Origin of the sequence: Streptococcus oralis (genome assembly GCF_026782345.1) — a bacterium.
GTDB lineage: Bacteria > Bacillota > Bacilli > Lactobacillales > Streptococcaceae > Streptococcus > Streptococcus oralis_CK.
In genome coordinates this window covers 12,836-34,470 of the sequence record NZ_JAKUWI010000003.1, presented here as the reverse complement: position 1 = coordinate 34,470, position 21,635 = coordinate 12,836, and the positions used below count along the sequence as shown (strand labels likewise).

The window sequence follows — 21,635 nt, the reverse complement described above, 5'->3', positions numbered from 1 at the left end:
GGTAATAGATAATGAAAGAAGAAAGAAGACAATTTTTTGAAAGAATTGATGGAAACCAATATCGTGATTATATCTTGTCCCACTGTTCAAAAGACTATGAGAAAGTCAAGAGTTCCCTTGAACGCTTGATGGACAATCGTTTTATGTTTGATAGTCCTTGGGATATGGAACCTTGTTCAAAAATCCATCAAATCCAGCCGATGGTGTGGAATCAAGTATTTGAAGATGATCCAGAATGGGCTTATATGCTCAATCGACAAGAATATCTCTTGCAGTTTATGATTGGGTATCTGGTAGAAGGAGATAAGGGCTATATCCAAAAGTGCAAGTTCTTTCTATTTGATTGGATTGAGCAGGTGAGAGAATTTTCTCCTCAATCTTTGATGACTAGAACCTTGGATACGGGTATTCGTTCCTTTGCTTGGTTGAAACTCCTCTTGCTCCTCTTGAAATTTGACTTGCTAGAGGAGAAAGAACTAGAGAAAATTTTGGTCAGTCTAGAAAAGCAGATTGACTTTATGAAAAGCCACTATCGCGCCAAGTACACCCTTAGTAACTGGGGGATTTTACAAACTATTCCGATACTTGCAATCTATCATTTCTTTTCAGATAAGATGGACCTAGAAGAAGCTTACCATTTTGCTTCAAAGGAGTTGAAACAGCAGATCGAGACGCAGATTTTAGAAGATGGAAGCCAGTTTGAACAGTCGATTCTCTATCATGTAGAGGTTTATAAAGCCTTGCTGGACTTGTGTCTCTTGCTTCCAGACTTGCAAGATAGCTTTCAAGAGCTGCTGGAAAAGATGGCAACTTACATTCAGATGATGACAGGTCTAGATGGACGGACCTTAGCTTCTGGTGATAGTGATTCTACAGAAACGACAGAAATTTTGAGCTTGTCTGCTGTGGTTTTGAACAAGGAAGACCTTCTTAACGGTCTGGATGTTAAAGTCGATTTGCTTAGCCTCTTGTTCCTGGGGCGAGAAAAGGTCAAGCGACTGCAGGTATTTGAAAAGAGAGCTTGGCAGCCTAAGTCCATGATTTTTGAAGACTCTGGACATGTCTGCATTAAGGATGAACATCGTTATCTATTTTTCAAAAACGGTCCGCTAGGAAGTGCCCATAGCCATAGTGACGAGAATAGTTTTTGCTTACAGTATCAAGGTCAACCGATTTTCATAGATGCTGGGCGTTATTCTTATCGGGAGATAGATGAACGTTATCTCTTAAAGAGTGCTTGGAGTCATTCAACCTGCATTGTAGATGGGAAAGCTCCGGAAAGAATCACGGGATCCTGGGAATATGAATACTATCCTCACTCCCTGTTTTGTCACCATAAAGAAAGGGAGGGAGTGCATTATATTGAGGGGGCTTATTGGTCAGCAGAACCTGATTTGCCTTATCTTCACAGGAGAAAAATCCTCATGTTGGCAGAGGATGTGTGGCTCTTGGTAGATGACATCAGGTGTCAAGGTCAGCATGAGTCGTTGACTCAGTTTATCCTTGACAAGGATGTGACCTATCAAGATGGGAAAATCAATCAGTTGAAACTATGGAGTGAAGTTGATTTTGATTTGGAAGATACCATTATTTCTCCTAAATACAATGAGCTTGAAAAAAGTAGCAAACTCACGAAACACCAATTCTTTGAGAATCAGATGCTGGATTATACCATCATTGCGCATGAAAGTTTTGAAATCACCCGTCATTCTGTCTACCAGACAGATGGTCATGAAGTAGAAAATGCTCTGGCTTTTGAAGTGAAAAATGACGAAACAGACAAGCTGATTCTGTTATTAAGCGAGGATATTTGTATAGGTGAAAAATTGTGCCTCGTTGACGGAACAAAAATGCGTGGAAAATGTCTAGTATATGATAAAATAAATGAGAGAATGATTCGCTTGCAGTGCTAGAAATAGGCTTTTTGAACAGTAAATATGTTATACTAAGTATTAGTAGGAGGTGTTTTAGATTGGAGAAGAAACTGACCATAAAAGACATTGCGGAAATGGCTCAGACCTCGAAAACAACCGTGTCATTTTACCTAAACGGGAAATATGAAAAAATGTCCCGAGAGACACGTGAAAAGATTGAAAAAGTTATTCATGAAACAAATTACAAACCGAGCATTGTTGCGCGTAGCTTAAACTCCAAACGAACAAAATTAATTGGTGTCTTGATTGGTGATATTACCAACAGTTTCTCAAACCAAATTGTTAAGGGAATTGAGGATATCGCCAGCCAGAATGGCTACCAGGTAATGATAGGAAATAGTAATTACAGCCAAGAGAGTGAGGACAGGTATATTGAAAGCATGCTTCTCTTGGGAGTAGACGGCTTTATTATTCAGCCGACCTCTAATTTCCGAAAATATTCTCGTATTATCGATGAGAAAAAGAAGAAAATGGTCTTTTTTGATAGTCAGCTCTATGAACACCGGACTAGCTGGGTCAAAACCAATAACTATGATGCCGTTTATGACATGACCCAGTCCTGTATCGAAAAAGGTTATGAGCATTTTCTCTTGATTACAGCGGATACGAGTCGTTTGAGTACTCGGATTGAGCGGGCAAGTGGTTTTGTGGATGCTTTAACAGATGCTAACATGCGCCACGCTAGTCTAACCATTGAAGATAAGCATACGAATTTGGAACAAATTAAGGAATTTTTACAAAAAGAAATCAATCCCGATGAAAAAACTCTGGTATTTGTCCCTAACTGTTGGGCCCTACCTCTAGTCTTTACCGTTATCAAAGAGTTGAATTATAACTTGCCACAAGTTGGGTTGATTGGTTTTGACAATACGGAGTGGACTTGCTTTTCTTCTCCAAGTGTTTCGACGTTGGTTCAGCCCGCCTTTGAAGAAGGACAACAGGCTACAAAGATTTTGATTGACCAGATTGAAGGCCGCAATCAAGAAGAAAGGCAACAAGTCTTGGATTGTAGTGTGAGTTGGAAAGAGTCGACTTTCTAAGATGAAAGGGAAATGACTTGCAACCTCTGTTAAGAAATAAAAGAATCCCATCTAGCATGAGCTGGATGGTATTGTTTGCCTATAAAATGAGAAATTATGGGAGTGATCTCCTAAATCAACTGTTTTTGATCTACTTCTTTAACCACTTGATAAAAGTTATAGAAGTAGACCAAACTTGAGATGATGGTTACGACTAGGAATATTGAAAATTTCCATTGGACAGGGTTGGTTAGAAGCTGTGGAAAGGATATAAGGAGGAAGAAGAGGGCAGCGTTGAGGACAGGTACCCGTTTTGATTGCATTTTCTCAAGTCCTTTATTGAGTGCAGGAAGAAAGAGGAGTAAGAGTATTAAAACTGTATGAGAAACAGCTCCTGAAACAAGGGCGAAGGAAAGGAAAATACTGATAAAAACATGACCGATCAGTAGTCTAGCTAGTGATTTCATAAGGCACCTCCTAGTCGTCTTCTTGCTCTTTCTTGGCTTTTCGAATGCGAAGAGAGACAACAATTTGCATCATCAGTCCAAAAAAGAACGCTCCCAGTATAGTTTTTAAAATATGTTTTGAATTCAGAAGAGAACTGATGAAATTTGGATTTTCACTGGTTAGGGTATCGATGAGTGGCATTATAAAAAATATCGCTATGCCGTAGATCAGACCGGCTTTTAGACCCGGAAAATGTAGCTGTTTACTTTCTTTTTGACTCAGCATTTCGGGATCAATAGCTGTGATGCCCGTTTTCTTGGTTTGAGAGACCACATAGAGGGCAGCTACCATCGAAATGCCAAACACCACGAGAGGATAACCGATAGCGACAATTTGCGGGTATTTATAAGCAAGAACGAGCGGGATAAGATTGCCAAATGTCATCAGATAAAAGAGGACAATAAAGACCTGATTCCCGATACGATCGGCCTCGCGCCGTTTGTGTTCGTCAAGGGGACCAGAAATACCGTATATGCGTTTGATGAGTTTTTCAGTGAGAGTTTCTTTTTTTATTTGTTTGCTCCTTTTTTAAAAATCGTCTTCCCAAAAGAGGCTATTGAGGTCAGTTTGGAGGCTGCGGGCGAGGTTGAGACAGAGTTCTAGGGTTGGATTGTACTTGTCATTTTCAATCATGTTGATGGTCTGTCTCGAGACACCGATATCTTTGGCGAGCTCGAGCTGAGAAATGCCCAGTTTCTTGCGGAATTCTTTGACACGATTCATAGAGTCTCCTTTCTGATATGTCGTATATATTTGACTATATTATATTCTTTCAAGAGTGATGTGTCAAGTATATACGATATTTTTTTGAGAATTTTTTTCGAAGAAACTTAGCCTTGTCTGACAAGTGCAAGCTGGTCAGATTTGTGGTAAAATAGATAAGATATGACAAAAGAATTTCATCATGTAACGGTCTTGCTTCATGAAACGATTGATATGCTTGACGTAAAACCTGACGGTATCTACGTTGATGCGACTTTGGGCGGAGCAGGCCATAGCGAATATTTATTAAGTAAATTGAGCGAAAAAGGGCATCTCTATGCCTTTGACCAGGACCAGAATGCTATTGAAAATGCGCAAAAACGGTTGGCACCCTATATCGAAAAGGGGATGGTAACCTTTATCAAGGATAACTTCCGTCATTTGCAGGCACGTTTGCAGGAGGCTGGTGTCCAGGAAATTGATGGAATTTGTTATGACTTGGGAGTGTCCAGTCCTCAGCTGGATCAGCGTGAGCGTGGCTTTTCTTATAAAAAAGATGCACCACTGGATATGCGGATGAATCAGGAAGCTAGTCTGACGGCCTATGAAGTGGTCAATCATTATGACTATCATGACTTAGTTCGGATCTTTTTCAAGTATGGTGAGGATAAATTTTCTAAACAGATTGCCCGTAAGATTGAGCAAGCGCGTGAGGTGAAACCCATTGAGACGACGACGGAGTTGGCAGAGATTATCAAGTCGGCCAAGCCTGCCAAGGAACTCAAGAAAAAGGGGCATCCTGCCAAGCAGATTTTCCAGGCTATCCGAATCGAAGTCAACGATGAGCTGGGCGCTGCAGATGAATCCATCCAGCAGGCCATGGACATGCTGGCTCTAGATGGGAGAATCTCGGTCATTACCTTCCATTCGCTGGAAGATCGCTTGACCAAGCAATTATTCAAAGAAGCTTCAACAGTGGAAGTTCCAAAAGGCTTGCCCTTCATTCCAGATGACCTTAAGCCCAAGATGGAATTGGTATCCCGCAAGCCAATCTTGCCAAGTGCTAAAGAGCTAGAAGCCAACAATCGTTCGCATTCAGCCAAGTTGCGCGTGGCCAGAAAAATTCACAAGTAAGAGGAAAAACATGGCAGAAAGAATCGAAAAAACAAGCCAGTTATTGCAAACGAAGTTTAAAGGTTTTTCACGTGTGGAAAAGGCCTTCTATGTTTCGATTGCTGCAACAATGATTATCCTGGCAGTTAGCGTTGTGTTTATGCAGACCAAGCTATTACAAGTTCAGAATGAATTGACCAAGGTCAATGCTCAAATCGAAGAAAAGAAAACCGAGCTCGACGATGCCAAGCAAGAGGTCAATGAATTGATTCGTTCAGAACGTTTGAAAGAAATTGCAAACTCCAAGGATTTGCAGCTGAATAACGAAAATATCCGAGCAACGGAGTAAGAAATGAAACAGTGGAAAGAAAAAATCATCCGTTATGCCGTTCGTAATCGTAAATCTCCAGAAGAAAATCGCCGAAGAGTAGGGAAAAGCCTGAGTTTATTGGCTGTCATACTCTTCGCGGTCTTTTTGGTCAACTTTGCGGTCATTATCGGAACGGGTAAAAAATTTGGTAAGGACTTGGTTCAAGAAGCCAACAAGGTCCATCAAACAACCAAGACGATTCCTGCAAAACGGGGAACCATCTACGATCGTAATGGAACGCCTATTGCAGAAGATGCGACTTCGTATAATATCTATGCCGTTATTGACAAGACCTACAAGTCGGCAACAGGCAAAATTCTCTATGTAGAGGATTCTCAATTTAATAAGGTAGCTGAAATTTTCCATAAATACCTAGATATGGAGGAGTCTTATGTCAAAGAACAACTTTCTCAGCCAGATCTGAAACAGGTATCTTTTGGAGCCAAGGGGAATGGGATCACCTATGCCAATATGATGGCCATAAAAAATGACCTCAAAACAGCTGGGGTTGAAGGGGTTGACTTTACAACTAGCCCTAACCGCAGTTATCCCAATGGACAGTTTGCTTCTTCCTTTATCGGTTTAGCGCAACTCCATGAAAATGAGGATGGCACCAAACGTTTGATTGGGACATCTGGACTGGAGAGTTCCTTAAATAACATTCTGGCGGGTACAGATGGGATTATTACCTATGAGAAAGATCGTCTAGGAAATATTGTTCCGGGTACAGATCAAGCTTCTCAACAAACCGTAGATGGGAAGGATGTGTACACAACCCTTTCTAGTCCTTTGCAATCCTTTATGGAAACACAGATGGATGCCTTTCAGGAAAAGGTAAAAGGCAAGTATATGACGGCTACCTTGGTTAGCGCTAAAACAGGGGAAATCCTCGCTACGACCCAACGTCCGACCTTCAATGCCGATACCAAGGATGGCATCACAAAAGACTTTGTCTGGCGTGATATCCTCTATCAAAGTAACTATGAGCCAGGATCGACCATGAAGGTGATGATGTTGGCCTCAGCTATTGATAATAATACCTTCCCTGGTGGCGAATACTTTAACAGTAGTGAATTGAAAATAGCAGATGCGACCATTCGAGACTGGGACGTCAATGAAGGTTTGACGAGTGGTGGCACCATGACCTTCTCTCAAGGATTTGCCCACTCAAGTAATATCGGGATGACCTTGCTTGAGCAAAAGATGGGAGATGCAACTTGGTTGGACTACCTCAACCGTTTCAAGTTTGGGGTGCCGACCCGTTTTGGTCTGGCGGATGAGTACACAGGTCAATTGCCTGCTGATAACATTGTCAATATCGCCATGAGTTCATTTGGACAAGGGATTTCTGTTACCCAGACCCAAATGCTTCGTGCCTTTACAGCCATTGCCAACGATGGGGTTATGTTGGAACCGAAATTTATCAGTGCCCTCTATGATCCAAATGACCAGTCTGTTCGTAAGTCTCAAAAGGAAATTGTTGGAAATCCTGTATCAAAAGCAGCAGCTTCCTCTACTCGGGATCACATGGTCATGGTCGGAACAGATCCTGTCTACGGTACCATGTACAACCACAGCACAGGAAAGCCAAATGTCAATGTTCCGGGGCAAAATGTTGCCCTGAAATCAGGGACTGCTGAGATTGCTGATGAGAAGAATGGGGGTTACCTAACAGGTGAAACCAACAATATCTTCTCTGTTGTGTCGATGCATCCTGCAGAGAATCCTGACTTTATCCTCTATGTGACGGTGCAACAGCCAGAGCATTATTCAGGTGTTCAGCTTGGGGAGTTTGCCAACCCAATCCTTGAGCGAGCCTCTGCTATGAAAGAATCCCTCAATCTTCAGTCAACTGCCAAGAGCTTAGATCAGGTCAGCAAGACGACAAGCTATGCCATGCCAGCTACCAAGGACTTTACGCCGGGAGACCTAGCAGAGGAATTGCGTCGTAACCTTGTCCAACCAATCGTTATCGGAACAGGAACCAAGATCAAGGAACTCTCGGTTTCTGAAGGAGATAATTTGGAAGCCAATCAGCAGATCTTGATTCTGTCAGATAAGGTCGAAGAAATGCCTGATATGTACGGCTGGACAGATGAAAATGTGCAAACATTTGCCAAATGGCTAAATATAGAAGTCGAGTGGGAAGGTAGTGGCAAAACGGTCAAGAAACAAAGTGTCCGTGCCAATACGGCCCTCAAAGACATCAAAAAAATGAAAATAACTTTAGGAGATTAAGATGATTAGTTCCATTAATGCTGGAGTTCTAGCCTTTCTATTGACCTTGATTGGCATTCCAGCCTTTATCCGATTTTATCGAAAAGCACAGATTACAGGTCAGCAGATGCACGAGGACGTCAAGCAACACCAAGCTAAAGCTGGGACTCCAACCATGGGAGGTCTTGTCTTCCTGATCGTTGCAGTAGTTGTGAGTTTTCTGATTGCTCTCTTTACCCAACAATTGACCAACAATGTCGGCATGATTTTGTTTATCTTGGTTTTGTATGGTTTGGTAGGTTTTTTGGATGATTTCCTCAAAATTTTCCGTAAGATCAACGAAGGATTGAATCCCAAGCAAAAACTTGCTCTCCAGCTCCTTGGGGGAGTGATCTTCTACCTCTTTTATGAGCGTGGTGGCGATATGCTTTCAGTCTTTGGCTACCAAGTACATCTAGGTATTTTCTATATCTTCTTTGCCCTTTTCTGGCTAGTTGGTTTTTCAAATGCGGTGAATCTGACAGACGGGATCGACGGCTTAGCAAGTATTTCCGTGGTGATTAGCTTATCGGCCTACGGTGTGATTGCTTATATGCAAAATCAACTGGATATCCTTCTTGTGATTCTTGCTATGATTGGTGGTTTGCTAGGCTTCTTCGTCTTTAACCACAAACCTGCCAAGGTTTTCATGGGAGATGTGGGAAGTTTGGCTCTAGGTGGGATGCTGGCAGCAATCTCTATGGCCCTCCACCAAGAATGGACGCTTTTGCTGATTGGGATTATCTATGTTTTTGAGACAAGCTCTGTTATGATGCAGGTTACCTACTTCAAACTTAGTGGTGGGAAGCGTATTTTCCGTATGACACCTGTGCATCATCATTTTGAGCTTGGAGGATTCTCAGGCAAGGGCAGTCCTTGGAGCGAGTGGAAGGTTGACTTCTTCTTTTGGGGAGTTGGGCTTCTAGCAAGTCTCTTGACCTTAGCCTTTTTATACCTACTGTAAATCTAACTTTTGATGACAAAATAAAACAGGATGAAGGTGATCTTCATCCTGTTTTTGTTTGTTTAAAGGTTAGTTGGAGTCATCCTTTCTCCCTTTTAACATAAAAGTGGCTGTGAGGGCTAGGCTGAGGCCTGCTAAGAAGAGGAGTGGGTTGGATGCTTCCCCTGTTGCTGGAAGTTGTTCTTTAGGAGAATGATATCCAGTTTTAGCAAGGCTAGGACTAGATGAAAGTTGTTCAGTCTCGTGTGCCAAGGTTTCTTCATCTGAAGCACTTGGTTTTTCCTCTGTGTTAGAGCTTGTTCCAGCAGCTTGATAGACGACAGCATAGGTACTGAAATGACTAGTGATGAATTCTGCCTTTCCTTCTCGAACATCGAAATCAAGGGCTTGCAACTCCTTGGTCGGAGTAATATAGTAGACCTTTTCTACGCTAGATGAAATAGGCAAGCGAACCAAGACAGAGCCTTTTGGCTGCAAGCTATGATCGGTTGGATTTTTAAGTTGTAGGTCGTAAGCATCATAGGTCTTGCCAAAGAGTTCTTGAGCTAAGACACGTTGGCTAGAAACGTGAGAAATTCCTTCTAAGTCGCTGGCTCCACCGATGATTTCCACTCCAGTCTCCTTATTTTTCAAGACTCGAACTGGATAATCAGGAAAGCTAAGGGTCGGAGCAGCCTGATCTCCGCTAGTTCCGATAGGGTCAGTGTACTCAGGTTTTTCAACAGTAGGAGCTTCCTCTTGCCCTGCTGTTCCGATCGATTCGGTATACTCAGGTTTTTCAACAGTAGGAGCTTCTTCTTGCCCTGCAGTCCCGATAGGCTTATTGTATTCAGGTTTTTCAATAATAGGAACTTCTTCTTGCCCCGCAGTCCCGATAGGCTCGGTGTATTCAGGAATTTCAACAGTAGGAGCTTCCTCTTGCCCCGCCGTTCCGATAGGTTCGGTGTATTCAGGAATTGTCACTGTAGGCGGTTCCTCTTGCCCTGCAGTCCCGATAGGCTCAGTGTGCTCAGGTTTCTCGACAGTAGGAGCTGGTTCCTCTCCCTTGCTTGTAGTTGGTTGCTTCTCATCAACTTTCTTTTCATCTTTTTTAGTAAAGACGGCTACGACAGGACTGCTTGTGCTAGTTCCTTGAATGGCATAAGCTTCAATCGCTTTTCCAGTTTGTCTATCAGTAGCCTCAGGGATTGGGATTTGAACTTGATTGTCTTGGATTGATAGCACGGTCTGATCCCCACTTGTAACCAGATGCGTTTCGTCCACTTTGCGTAAGACCAGAGGATCTTTGACACCAGGGAAGGTTACAGCGATGGCTTCCCAGTCTCCAGATGGTAGGGTTAAGGAAATTTCTTTGTCGTTTTCCTTAAGAGGCGCGATACTTGGGCTATCTAAACCAACAGCTGGAGCTTTGATGATATCAAAGGAGTCCAGAGAAATTTTCTTGCGACCCTCTGGCGAATCTGGGTCAACTTGTAATGTCAGGGTGTGCGGACCGTCAGTAAGGTTTGTAAATTCACCAATAAAGGCCCTCTTTTCAGTTGCACCTGAAGTGTAGAAGTCTAGACTTGACATTTCTTTGCCATCTAGTGTAACACGTGCTCGTCCAAGAGCGAGGCTCTTCAAGCCAAAGATACGAATACCTGTCCCTGTAAAGGAAATAGTTGCCTGAGCTTCTGAAGCTGCACTAGAGTCGCTGTTGTTGATGTCAGCGTATTTTTCCGTACCTCCGTAGAGTTCAGGGTCAGACCAGTCCTTAAACTGGGAACCATACTGGATGCGCGAATCACGATCATCCATTTTTTCTATCGTACTTCCTTTTCCAGATAGGACCTTGAAGTAGTCTAAGGAAATTTTCGAGCGTTCACTTCCACGTCCCTTGTGCTCACGTTTAACGCTAAGAGTCAATGTGTGAGGTCCGTCAGATAATCCTGCGAAGCGACCGATGAGACTGCCTTTTTCAGTTGCCCCAGCAGTATGGAAATCAAGTTCGCCGACCTCTTTGCCATCAATTTTAGCAGTGGCAAGACCTAGTTCAGACGATTTCAGTCCATAGATTTCGATACCAACGCCAGTGAAAGGAATGGTAGCAGTGAGATCTTCGTCTGAGTAGTCTCCTTTTGAAAGATCAGCAAATTTCTCTGTTCCTCCAAATAATTCTGAGTCTGCCCAGTTTCCAAAGGCAGCTCCGTACTGGATACGGCTATCTCGGTCGTCCATCAACTCGCTATAGGTTTCGACAGTGGCTTGTTCAGAAACTTGTGTGGCAAGTTCGCCCAGCATAGCCTTGACGGTGTAGGTGTAGGCATGTTGAGGATCCAGTGATCGGTCAATAAAGTGGGTTTGATTGGTTACAAATTCTCTGGTCGCAGAGGTTTGGTCAGATTCGTCTTTCACTTGTCTTTGGATGACATAGTGGGTAGCGCCTTCTACTTGGTTGAAGGTGAGTTCGGCAGTGACTCCATTTTGTCGAACTGCTGTCAAACTGGTTACACGACCAGGGAAATGTTCAAAGGTAATGACGTCTCCTTTTTGAGTAGCTAGTTGGATGCGATTGTTTTTGAGAATCGTTGCCGTGACTGGTTTGCCATTGACCTTGATTTGGCTAGCTTCGATATTTGGATAGTCTACAACTAGGTCTCCACCGACATTTGAAAGGAAGGACAAGCTTTGCAAGTTCTTATCTTTCCACTTCATGCTGACTTCAAAGTTACCACGAGCAATCAAGCCAGAAACTTGACCGTCTTTCCAAGCATCTGGAAGGGCTGGCAATGGCGCAATATAGCCAGTATGAGATTGGAGGAGCATTTCTGCCATCCCACTAGTTGCCCCAAAGTTTCCGTCGATTTGGAATGGTGCGTGGGTATCCCAAAGGTTTTCTAGGGTTGAGTACTTGAGCTGTTCAGCGAGTAGACGATGGGCACGGTTACCGTCTAAGAGACGGGCCCAAAGGTTGATTTTATTAGCCTTAGACCAACCAGTACCACCATCTCCACGGTGGTTTAAAGTAGCACGCGCAGCCTCTAGGTATTCAGCCTGGTCCTTGCTAAAGAGCGTACCAGGGAAGAGCCCAACTAGATGGGAAACGTGGCGGTGGTTGTTTTCAATCCCTTCATTAGTGAATTGTGGACTGTCCTCCTCATACCATTCCTTGATACGTCCTTCTTTATTGATATGAAGGGGTTTTAGTTTGTCAAATTTAGCCTTAACCTCTGTGACTAAGTCTTGGTCGACTTTCAGATGGTTGGCAACTTCCATGTAGTCGTGGAATAGCTGCCAAACTAGCGACTGGTCAAAGGTATTTCCGATGGTAATGGTACCGTGTTCTGGTGAGTAGGATGGAGAAGACACCCAACGGTCACTGGCCTTGTCGTAGTGCAAGAAGGAGTTCCAGAACTTAGCGGTTTCCTTCAACATGGGATAGATCTTTTCTTTGAGATAGGTCTCATCCTTGGTGAACTTATAGTAGTCATAGACGTTCTGCATCATCCAAGCGTTGGCTGCTGGAGACCAACCCCAATAGTAATTCCAGCCTGGAGTAGTCCAGCCAAATGGTGTTGCCTGGGTGTGGACCAGCCAACCATTTTCTTGACCATCTTTGGATTCGATACCAGCGTATTCTTTAGCAGCGATACGACCATAGTAGCGCATGTCGTCAATGTAATTGATCATTGGCTTGGCTGTTTCAGCAAGGTTACTCATGTAGGCAGGCCAATAGTTCATTTGCAAATTGACATTGAGGTGGTAGTCAGCGTTCCAAGGTGGATTGTCTACAGCATTCCAGACTCCTTGTAGGTTGGCAGGAAGGGCATCTGTCCGATCACGAGACGAACTGATGAGTAAATAACGTCCGTATTGGAAGAAGAGTTCTTCCAATTTTTGCCCTTTTTCTGGGTTATAGCTTTGAAGGGCCTCTTTCGTCGTTTGAGCAGTCTTGCTTCCACCTAGGTTTAGTTTAACGCGGTTAAAGAGACTTTGATAGTCCTTGATATGGGCCTTTTTAAGTGTCTCGTAGTCTTTGGCCTTAGCTGCTTCGACAATCCTTTTAACTGTTTTTTCGAGGTCAATGTCTTTTCGATAGTTGGTTTTTGGATTCTGGGCAAAGTTAGTCTTGGCACTGAGATAAAGGGTCGCATAACTTGCGCCTGTAACGGTCAGCGTTTCGTCCTGAACAGTCACCTTTCCGTCCGTTTTAATTCCTAGATAGGATGCAAATTTGAGACCGTTATCTTTGACAGTTCCTTTTAGAAGGATTCCATGTTCATCTGTAGTGACATGTCCGTTCTTATAGTTGGAATATTCCCAAGAGTAGTCACCATTAGCAAGCAAGTCTTCTGTCAAACTGTTCCAAAGGGTAAAGTCAAGCGTCTTATTTCCTTTTTTGGTCAAGTGGGTCACAGTGACATCATCAGGATAGCTGGAGAAGGTTTCGCGTTTGAAGGTCGTTCCATCTTGGGTGTAAGAAGTGGTCGTAGTGGCTTCTGTGATATCCAAACCACGGTGATAATCTGTTACTGTATCTAGACCCTTTTTCTGGTTATTAAAGACCATAAAGATATCTCCAAAGGCTAGGTAACGTCCATACTGGGCGTTGTTTGGTCCAACTAGATTTTGTTCAGCTAGCTGTTTTGCTTTTTGGCGATCACCAGCTTCGAGGGCTTTACGTATCTCTGCCAAGACCTTGTAACGATCCTTGTAGTTTCCTCCGTTATAGTCGGTGCTATAGGGTTGTGGTCCTCCTGACCAGAGGGTCTTTTCGTTGTACTGGATTCTCTCTTCCCCAATTAGACCGAAAACCTTGGCTCCCATTTCTCCGTTTCCGACAGGAAGGGCTTGTTTTTCCCAACCATCATAGGAGGGAGCTGTTGGTTGATCGTAGTTGAGTTGATAGTTTTCTTGCTTTGTCACCGGCTGATCTGTTTTTTCAGGTTCCTTATTTTCTTTAGCTTCTACAATGGCTTCTTCACTAGCTTGACTATTTGTCTTCTGAGTCTCCTCAGCTGGCTTGCTTTCGGAAACTACTGGACTCTCGGCTAGAGACGGTTTTGTAGTTTCAGTAGCTTCAGCTGCTTTGGGTTCACTATCAGGCTTAGTGATAGCTTCGACAGAGGTTGGTTCAGTTTGCTTGACCTCCACACTGTCTGCGGCTACAGTGTGGTTGACTAGAAAAACAGCCCCCAGTAAAACAGAAGCAGTCCCAACCGTCAGCTTGCGGATGCTATAGCGACAGGATTTCTCCCAAAATCTTTTATCCATAGAAATCTCCTTTAGTATTTGGAATCGCTTACATTTTGTAAAACAAATCCCTATATTTTTGTTTCTATTTACCTCCCATTCTACTGGCCGCTTAGCATTTGTCAATAGCTTTTTAGCAAGAGTCATATTTGTTGTTGTTTTTTCTTAAAATAGTAGAAGAAAGAGAGGAAAGGGTGGAATTATTCGTAATTTCATAGTTCATTCTGATTGTAATACTAGCTTAAAATTGGCTTATCTCCCTCCCTGAAAGCGTAAAACAAACTAGTCAGGAAGGTCACTTTATGGTATAATATAGAAGACTCAAAAAGAAACAGGAGAAATAGAATGGATTTACTTTTAGCAATTGTCTTGATTGTGCTAGCTTTTCTAGGAGGAGCTCTTGGGGGTATGTACTTGGTTCGTAAGCAAATTGAAAAAGAATTTGCGGATAACCCACGTTTGAATGCTGAGGCAGTTCGTGCTCTTTTGAGCGCAAATGGTCAAAAACCAAGCGAAGCCAAGGTACAACAAGTTTACCACCAAATTATCCGCCAACAAAAAGCAGCTCTTGCTAACAATAAAAAGAAATAAATAGGAAAAGTCTGGGATGAAAGTTCCAGACTTCTCACTATGTTCAATAGTTCTCAAGGATAAGACTTTTTCCTTGCATTCTATTGATATTTGATTATGATTAAGAGAGGCGGTTGCCATTCTATGAAGCTGTCTATCCCTTCATTTAGGAAGAGTAATCATGATGAACTATCAATCAGAAAAAAGACTAGAAAGAAGACTGTATGGATAATCGACCAATTGGTTTTTTGGATTCGGGTGTCGGGGGCTTGACCGTTGTTCGTGAGCTCATGCGCCAGCTTCCCCATGAAGAAATCGTCTATATTGGAGATTCAGCAAGGGCGCCCTATGGTCCCCGTCCTGCTGAGCAAATTCGTGAATATACTTGGCAATTGGTCAACTTTCTCTTGACCAAGGATGTCAAAATGATTGTCATTGCTTGTAATACTGCGACTGCGGTCGTCTGGGAAGAAATCAAGGCGAAATTAGATATTCCTGTCCTAGGTGTGATTTTGCCAGGAGCTTCGGCAGCTATCAAGTCCAGTCAAGGTGGGAAAATCGGAGTAATTGGAACACCCATGACGGTCCAATCAGACATCTACCGTCAGAAAATCCATGATCTGGATCCGGACTTACAGGTGGAGAGTTTGGCCTGTCCTAAGTTTGCTCCCTTGGTGGAGTCAGGTGCCCTGTCAACCAGTGTCACCAAGAAAGTGGTTTATGAAACCCTGCGTCCCTTGGTAGGCAAGGTGGATAGTTTGATTCTGGGTTGTACCCATTACCCACTCCTTCGCCCTATCATCCAAAATGTCATGGGACCAAAGGTTCAGCTCATCGATAGTGGGGCAGAGTGTGTACGGGATATTTCGGTTTTGCTTAACTATTTTGAAATCAATCGTAGCCGAGATGCGGGACCTCTTCAACATCGTTTTTACACAACAGCCAATAGCCAAAGTTTTGCCCAAATAGGAGCAGAATGGCTGGAAAAAGAGATTCATGTGGAGCATGTAACTTTATGACAAACAAAATTTATGAATACAAGGACGACCAGGACTGGTATGTCGGTGTCTGGGATGTCTATGGAGGCATCTACAGCCTCATCAAAGATCCGCTTGAGCTTGATTTTATGGATTTAGCGCGGATTTTTCGTGATGAGGAAAATGGCTTTCCAATTACGATAACGGTGATGCGCTGGTCTTCCAACTTCCGTCTGCTATCTTTTATCGTTGAGATTTTAAATGCAGAAGCAGGCTGCAATTTAGAAGTCATCCAACGTCAGGGAGCCCTGCTCTTGGTTGAAAATGGGCAACTCCTGCATGTAGAATTGCCTAAAGAAGGGGTCAATGTTCAAGCCTTCTTTGAGACTAGCAAGGTCAGAGAAAACTTGTTGATTGCGACTCGTAACGAGGGCAAGACCAAGGAATTCCGAGCTATCTTTGACAAGTTAGGTTACGATGTGGAAAATCTTAATGACTATCCTGACCTGCCTGAAGTGGCAGAAACAGGCATGACCTTTGAAGAAAATGCCCGCCTCAAGGCAGAAACCATTTCTCAATTAACAGGCAAGATGGTTCTAGCAGATGATTCAGGTCTCAAAGTCGATGTCCTTGGTGGCTTGCCGGGTGTCTGGTCAGCCCGTTTTGCTGGAGTGGGAGCTACTGACCGAGAAAACAATGCCAAACTCTTGCATGAATTAGCCATGGTGTTTGATCTCAAGGACCGTTCGGCTCAGTTCCATACGACCCTAGTTGTAGCTAGTCCAAACAAGGAAAGTTTGGTCGTCGAAGCTGACTGGCCAGGTTATATCAACTTTGAACCTAAGGGTGAAAATGGATTTGGCTATGATCCCCTTTTCCTTGTGGGAGAGACAGGCAAATCCTCAGCCGAATTAACCCTTGAAGAAAAAAATAGCCAATCCCACCGTGCCTTAGCCGTTAAGAAACTTTTGGAGGTATTTCCATCATGGCAAAGCAAACCATCATTGTAATGAGTGATTCCCATGGCGATAGCTTGATTGTGGAAGAAATTCGTGATCGCTATCTGGGGAAAGTCGATGCCATTTTTCACGATGGTGACTCTGAACTCCGTCCCGATTCTCCGCTCTGGGAAGGCATCCATGTCGTCAAAGGAAATATGGACTTTTATGCTGGCTACCCAGAACGTTTGGTGACTCAACTTGGTCCTACCAAGATCATCCAGACTCATGGACACTTGTTTGATATCAATTTCAACTTTCAAAAGTTGGACTACTGGGCTCAGGAAGAAGATGCCGATATCTGTCTCTATGGTCACTTGCATGTACCAAATGCTTGGATGGAAGGAAAGACTCTTTTTCTAAATCCAGGCTCCATCAGCCAACCACGAGGAACTATTAGAGAATGCCTCTATGCCCGTGTGGAGATTGATGACAGCTATTTTAAAGTAGACTTTTTGACACGTGATCATGAGGTTTATCCAGGTCTGTCCAAGGAGTTTGCTCGATGATTGCCAAGGAATTTGAAGCATTTTTATTGGAGCAGGAAGAGACTTTTCTTACCCCTGCTGAGAATCTAGCAGCTTTGATTGATACCCACAATGCCGACCATGCAATTTTGGTGCTGAGTCAAATCACCTATACCCGTATCCCTGTTGTGACCTTTGACAAACGCTTTGTCGGAACCATTGGCCTGAGAGACATTTTGGCTTATCAAATGGAGCAAGGTTTGACGGATGAGCAGATGGCAACGACAGACATCGTCAATATGACCAAGACAGATGTGGCAGTCGTCGCTCCAGACTATAACATCACAGAGGTCCTCCATAAACTGGTGGATGAACCCTTCTTGCCAGTGGTAGATGATGAAGGGATTTTTCAAGGAATCATCACGCGCAAGTCCATCCTCAAGGCTGTCAATGCCCTTTTGCATGACTTTAGTAAGGAATATGAGATTCGATGCAAATGAGAGATAGGATTTCAGACTTTTTAGAGGGAAAGCAGGGTTTGTCTGCCAATTCCAAGCAGTCCTATAGATATGATTTGGAGCAATTTTTAGATATTGTAGCTGAGCGGATCTCTGAGACTAGTCTCAAGATTTACCAAGGCCAGCTAGCCAATCTAAAAATCAGCGCCCAGAAGCGAAAACTTTCGGCCTGTAACCAATTTCTCTACTTTCTTTATCAAAAAGGTGAAGTGGACAGTTTTTACCGTCTGGAATTAGCCAAACAAGCTGAAAAGAAGACTGAAAAGCCAGAGATTCTAAATTTAGACTCTTTTTGGCAGGAAAGTAATTATCCAGAAGGACGCTTGCTGGCGCTTCTTATCTTGGGAATGGGGTTCTTGCCGAGTGAGATTTTAGCTCTTAAGGTTGCAGATATCAATCTGGAATTTCAGGTATTGCGAATTAACAAAGCTTCCCAACAGAGGATTGTCACCATACCCACGACCTTGATTCCAGAGCTAGAACCCTTGATGGGGCAGACCTATCTCTTTGAAAGGGGAGGGAAAGCCTATTCTCGTCAATGGGCCTTTCGTCAGCTGGAGTCCTTTGTCAAGGAGAAAGGTTTCCCAGAACTATCAGCCCAAGCCCTACGGGAACAGTTCATTCTAAGACAGATAGAAAACAAGGTCGATTTGTACGAAATTGCAAAAAAACTAGGATTAAAAACAGTTCTGACCTTAGAAAAATATAGATAATGGATATTAAATTAAAAGATTTTGAAGGGCCCCTGGACCTGCTCTTGCACTTGGTTTCTAAGTACCAGATGGATATCTACGATGTGCCTATCACAGAAGTCATCGAGCAGTATCTGGCCTATGTCTCAACCTTGCAGGCCATGCGTCTGGAAGTGACGGGTGAGTATATGGTTATGGCCAGTCAGCTGATGCTGATCAAGAGTCGCAAGCTCTTGCCAAAGGTAGCTGAAGTGACAGACTTGGAGGATGACCTGGAGCAGGATCTTCTCTCTCAAATCGAAGAATACCGCAAGTTCAAGCTCTTGGGTGAGCACTTGGAGGCTAAGCACCAAGATCGGGCCCAGTACTATTCCAAAGCGCCAACAGAGTTGATTTACGAGGATGCGGAGCTTGTGCATGACAGGACGACCATTGACCTCTTTTTGGCTTTTTCAAATATCCTAGCCAAGAAAAAAGAGGAATTTGCTCAGAATCATACAACTATCTTGCGAGATGAGTATAAGATTGAGGACATGATGGTCATCGTAAAAGAGTCCTTGACTGGACGAGACCAGTTGCGCTTGCAGGATTTGTTCAAGGAAGCCCAGAATGTCCAAGAGGTTATTACCCTCTTTTTGGCAACCCTAGAGTTAATCAAAACTCAGGAACTGATCCTCGTGCAAGAGGAGAGTTTCGGAGATATCTATCTTATGGAAAAGAAGGAAGAAAATCAAGAGGCACAAAGCTAAACTTGATAGAGAGGAAAGATGAGTACTTTAGCAGAAATAGAAGCGCTCTTGTTTGTGGCAGGTGAAGATGGGATTCGGGTTCGTCAGTTGGCTGAACTCCTCTCACTTCCACCGACAGGCATCCAACAGAGTTTAGAAAAATTAGCCCAGAAGTATGAAAAAGACCAAGAGTCGAGCTTGTCCCTGATCGAGACAGGGACGGCTTACAGATTGGTCACCAAGCCTCAATTTGCAGCGATTTTGAAGGAATACTCCAAGGCACCCATCAACCAAAGTTTGTCTCGGGCTGTTCTTGAGACCTTGTCTATCATTGCCTACAAGCAGCCGATTACGCGGATAGAAATTGATGCTATTCGTGGGGTCAATTCGAGTGGAGCCTTGGCAAAGTTGCAGGCCTTTGACTTGATACGAGAAGATGGAAAAAAAGAAGTTTTGGGCCGCCCCAACCTCTATGTAACAACGGATTATTTCCTAGATTACATGGGAATTAACCATTTGGAAGAACTGCCAGTGATTGATGAGCTTGAGATTCAAGCCCAAGAAAGCCAATTATTTGGTGAAAGGATAGAAGAAGATGAGAATCAATAAATATATTGCCCACGCAGGTATGGCCAGTAGGAGAAAAGCAGAAGAGTTGATCAAGCAAGGCTTGGTGACCGTCAACGGCCAAGTGGTGCGTGAACTAGCGACGACCATCAAATCTGGTGACAAGGTCGAAGTGGAAGGTCAACCCATCTACAACGAAGAAAAGGTTTACTATCTGCTTAATAAACCACGTGGAGTGATTTCCAGTGTGACAGACGACAAGGGCCGCAAGACTGTTGTCGATCTCTTGCCAAATGTTAAAGAACGCATTTACCCTGTGGGACGTTTGGACTGGGATACATCAGGTGTTTTAATTTTGACCAATGATGGGGACTTTACGGATGAAATGATTCACCCCCGTAATGAGATTGACAAGGTCTATGTCGCGCGTGTTAAAGGTGTGGCCAATAAGGATAATCTTCGCCCCTTGACCCGTGGTCTTGAGATTGATGGCAAGAAAACCAAGCCAGCTGTTTATGAAATTCTCAAAGTGGACCCAGTTAAAAACCGCTCAGTGGTACAGTTGACTATCCATGAAGGGCGTAATCATCAGGTTAAAAAGATGTTTGAAGCCGTCGGTCTTCAAGTGGATAAGTTGTCTCGGACACGTTTTGGACACTTAGACTTGACAGGTCTTCGTCCAGGAGAATCCCGTCGCCTTAATAAAAAAGAAATCAGCCAACTACACACTATGGCTGTAACCAAGAAATAATGAAACGAATCTTAATAGCACCAGTACGCTTTTACCAACGTTTTATCTCACCAGCTTTTCCACCCTCTTGTCGTTTTGAGCCTACTTGTTCCAACTACATGATCCAGGCTATTGAAAAACATGGCTTCAAGGGTGTTCTGATGGGCTTGGCTCGAATTTTCCGATGCCATCCTTGGTCGCTAATAGGAAAAGATCCTGTCCCAGACCACTTTTCTCTCAGACGAAATCAAGAAGAAAAATAAACCCAACATCACCTGATGTTGGGTTTTCTTGTTTATTTCAAAGCTTTTTGAGCGTCTTCGATCATGAGTTTGGTTGATTCAAGTCCGCCACCGCTTAGATACCAGAGGTCTGGTGTGAGTTGGATAATTTTACCATTTTTAGCAGCAGGAGTTTCAGCGATGAGGGCATTTTCTAGGACGCCATCGTTGCTAGAGTTGTCCCCACCGATGGCAAGGGTACGGTTGATGACAAAGAGGATGTCAGGATTGATTTCTTTGACACTTTCAAAGCTGACTTCTTGTCCGTGGCGAGAGTCTTCAAATTGAGTATCAGTTGGTTTGAATTTCAAGGTTTGGTACAAGAAAGAGAAACGAGATTGAGCACCAAAGGCAGCCATTTTTCCTTCATTGAGGAGGATAGCAAGGGCTTTTTTGTCAGAACTTTCGTTTTTAGTAGCGACTTCTTGGATGCTCTTGTCCAGGTTAGCCAATTCTTCTTTGGCTTTCTGTGTACCTGTTTCGCCAAAGGCGCTTGCTAGGGATTCGATATTGGCCTTGGTAGAAGTCCAGTAGTCGTCCTTGCTTGCTTGGAAGAGCACGGTTGGCGCGATTTCTTTGAACTTGTCTACGAATTTTTGGGTACGTGGTGAAGCGATAATTAGGTCTGGTTCAAGAGCAGCAATGGCTTCTAGGTCTGGCTCAACCATGGAACCCACATTGTTGACATTTCCCGCAAGATCTTTTAGGTAAGTCGGCACAGTTTTTGTTGGCATTCCGACGATATTCTTTTCAAAACCTAAAGCGCGAATAGTATCGGCAGCACCGAGGTCAAAGGTCACAATCTTTTCAGGAACCTTTGAAAGTTTGACCTCATCTAGTGAACTTTTAATGGTTATCTCTGTTGGAGCAGAGCTACTTGTCTCTGTCTGGCTAGAGCTTGAGTTTGTATTTGTACTACATGCACCAAGTAGGAGCAAGAAGCTGGCAGCTAGGGCAGTGAGATAAAGTTTAAGGGATGTTTTCATGATTTCTCCTTTTTAAAATATGAT

The 21,635-nt window shown here is 43.5% G+C and carries 21 protein-coding genes; 16 read left to right on the top strand and 5 right to left on the bottom strand.

Annotated features, from left to right (window positions below; genetic code table 11):
• The first annotated feature begins 11 nt into the window (after window positions 1–11).
• Entirely contained in the window at window positions 12–1,913 is a 1,902-nt protein-coding gene (locus MK405_RS07450; protein ID WP_268704691.1) for an alginate lyase family protein, read from the top strand.
• A 59-nt stretch (window positions 1,914–1,972) separates the two neighbouring features.
• Window positions 1,973–2,974 carry a LacI family DNA-binding transcriptional regulator gene (locus MK405_RS07445; protein WP_000412460.1) on the top strand — a complete coding sequence of 334 codons (1,002 nt, stop codon included), beginning with the start codon at window positions 1,973–1,975 and terminating at the stop codon, window positions 2,972–2,974.
• A gap of 110 nt (window positions 2,975–3,084) precedes the next feature.
• Here MK405_RS07445 and MK405_RS07440 read toward each other — a convergent pair whose 3' ends face one another.
• The 3 genes from MK405_RS07440 to MK405_RS07430 are packed head-to-tail and all read right to left on the bottom strand — an operon-like array spanning window position 3,085 to window position 4,183.
• A complete protein-coding gene (locus MK405_RS07440) occupies window positions 3,085–3,420 on the bottom strand; it encodes a hypothetical protein (RefSeq protein ID WP_084872233.1) in 336 nt (111 codons plus the stop codon).
• 10 nt (window positions 3,421–3,430) lie between these two features.
• Window positions 3,431–3,973, bottom strand: a complete 543-nt coding sequence (locus MK405_RS07435; protein ID WP_084853048.1) for a DUF3278 domain-containing protein — start codon at window positions 3,971–3,973, stop codon at window positions 3,431–3,433.
• Between the two features lie 15 nt (window positions 3,974–3,988).
• Complete coding sequence (locus tag MK405_RS07430) at window positions 3,989–4,183, bottom strand: helix-turn-helix transcriptional regulator (RefSeq protein ID WP_045763581.1); 195 nt, start codon at window positions 4,181–4,183, stop codon at window positions 3,989–3,991.
• A 162-nt stretch (window positions 4,184–4,345) separates the two neighbouring features.
• Between MK405_RS07430 and rsmH the strand changes: the two genes are divergently transcribed.
• From rsmH to mraY, 4 genes are read left to right on the top strand one after another with little or no spacing between them, the layout of a single operon-like run.
• Window positions 4,346–5,296: a 16S rRNA (cytosine(1402)-N(4))-methyltransferase RsmH gene (gene rsmH, locus MK405_RS07425; protein WP_268704690.1), complete on the top strand. Its 951-nt coding sequence runs from the start codon at window positions 4,346–4,348 to the stop codon at window positions 5,294–5,296.
• A 10-nt stretch (window positions 5,297–5,306) separates the two neighbouring features.
• Window positions 5,307–5,624: a cell division protein FtsL gene (ftsL, locus tag MK405_RS07420; protein WP_195217259.1), complete on the top strand. Its 318-nt coding sequence runs from the start codon at window positions 5,307–5,309 to the stop codon at window positions 5,622–5,624.
• Window positions 5,625–5,627: 3 nt separating this feature from the next.
• Window positions 5,628–7,883: a penicillin-binding protein PBP2X gene (gene pbp2x, locus MK405_RS07415; RefSeq protein ID WP_268704689.1), complete on the top strand. Its 2,256-nt coding sequence runs from the start codon at window positions 5,628–5,630 to the stop codon at window positions 7,881–7,883.
• 1 nt (window position 7,884) lies between these two features.
• Window positions 7,885–8,865, top strand: a complete 981-nt coding sequence (gene mraY, locus MK405_RS07410; protein ID WP_268704688.1) for a phospho-N-acetylmuramoyl-pentapeptide-transferase — start codon at window positions 7,885–7,887, stop codon at window positions 8,863–8,865.
• Window positions 8,866–8,934: 69 nt separating this feature from the next.
• Here the strand turns inward: mraY and MK405_RS07405 are convergent, their stop codons facing one another.
• Window positions 8,935–14,118 carry an SIALI-17 repeat-containing surface protein gene (locus tag MK405_RS07405; RefSeq protein WP_268704687.1) on the bottom strand — a complete coding sequence of 1,728 codons (5,184 nt, stop codon included), beginning with the start codon at window positions 14,116–14,118 and terminating at the stop codon, window positions 8,935–8,937.
• Window positions 14,119–14,442: 324 nt separating this feature from the next.
• On the opposite strand from MK405_RS07405, the gene MK405_RS07400 reads away from it, so the two are divergent.
• From MK405_RS07400 to yidD, 10 genes are all read left to right on the top strand, one after another.
• Window positions 14,443–14,688, top strand: coding sequence for a YneF family protein (locus MK405_RS07400; protein WP_000364986.1), 246 nt, complete (start codon window positions 14,443–14,445; stop codon window positions 14,686–14,688).
• 203 nt (window positions 14,689–14,891) lie between these two features.
• Window positions 14,892–15,686, top strand: a complete 795-nt coding sequence (gene racE, locus MK405_RS07395) for a glutamate racemase (RefSeq protein WP_007522320.1) — start codon at window positions 14,892–14,894, stop codon at window positions 15,684–15,686.
• Window positions 15,644–16,654 (top strand): nucleoside-triphosphate diphosphatase, encoded by a 1,011-nt coding sequence (locus MK405_RS07390; RefSeq protein WP_419153029.1) that lies wholly within the window; start codon window positions 15,644–15,646, stop codon window positions 16,652–16,654. Before racE ends, MK405_RS07390 begins: the two co-directional genes overlap by 43 nt.
• Window positions 16,630–17,151, top strand: coding sequence for a metallophosphoesterase (locus MK405_RS07385; RefSeq protein ID WP_001118939.1), 522 nt, complete (start codon window positions 16,630–16,632; stop codon window positions 17,149–17,151). The genes MK405_RS07390 and MK405_RS07385 overlap by 25 nt, the downstream gene beginning before the upstream one ends.
• Complete coding sequence (cbpB, locus tag MK405_RS07380; RefSeq protein WP_000560696.1) at window positions 17,148–17,609, top strand: cyclic-di-AMP-binding protein CbpB; 462 nt, start codon at window positions 17,148–17,150, stop codon at window positions 17,607–17,609. The genes MK405_RS07385 and cbpB overlap by 4 nt, the downstream gene beginning before the upstream one ends.
• Window positions 17,606–18,340 carry a site-specific tyrosine recombinase XerD gene (gene xerD, locus MK405_RS07375; RefSeq protein ID WP_326845815.1) on the top strand — a complete coding sequence of 245 codons (735 nt, stop codon included), beginning with the start codon at window positions 17,606–17,608 and terminating at the stop codon, window positions 18,338–18,340. Before cbpB ends, xerD begins: the two co-directional genes overlap by 4 nt.
• Window positions 18,340–19,068 carry a segregation/condensation protein A gene (locus MK405_RS07370; protein WP_084881295.1) on the top strand — a complete coding sequence of 243 codons (729 nt, stop codon included), beginning with the start codon at window positions 18,340–18,342 and terminating at the stop codon, window positions 19,066–19,068. The genes xerD and MK405_RS07370 overlap by 1 nt, the downstream gene beginning before the upstream one ends.
• A gap of 18 nt (window positions 19,069–19,086) precedes the next feature.
• Complete coding sequence (gene scpB, locus MK405_RS07365) at window positions 19,087–19,656, top strand: SMC-Scp complex subunit ScpB (RefSeq protein ID WP_268704684.1); 570 nt, start codon at window positions 19,087–19,089, stop codon at window positions 19,654–19,656.
• Entirely contained in the window at window positions 19,643–20,365 is a 723-nt protein-coding gene (locus tag MK405_RS07360) for a pseudouridine synthase (RefSeq protein ID WP_268704683.1), read from the top strand. Before scpB ends, MK405_RS07360 begins: the two co-directional genes overlap by 14 nt.
• Entirely contained in the window at window positions 20,365–20,607 is a 243-nt protein-coding gene (gene yidD, locus MK405_RS07355) for a membrane protein insertion efficiency factor YidD (RefSeq protein WP_268704682.1), read from the top strand. The genes MK405_RS07360 and yidD overlap by 1 nt, the downstream gene beginning before the upstream one ends.
• A 32-nt stretch (window positions 20,608–20,639) precedes the next feature.
• Here yidD and MK405_RS07350 read toward each other — a convergent pair whose 3' ends face one another.
• Window positions 20,640–21,611: a siderophore ABC transporter substrate-binding protein gene (locus MK405_RS07350; RefSeq protein ID WP_268704681.1), complete on the bottom strand. Its 972-nt coding sequence runs from the start codon at window positions 21,609–21,611 to the stop codon at window positions 20,640–20,642.
• Window positions 21,612–21,635 lie beyond the last annotated feature (24 nt).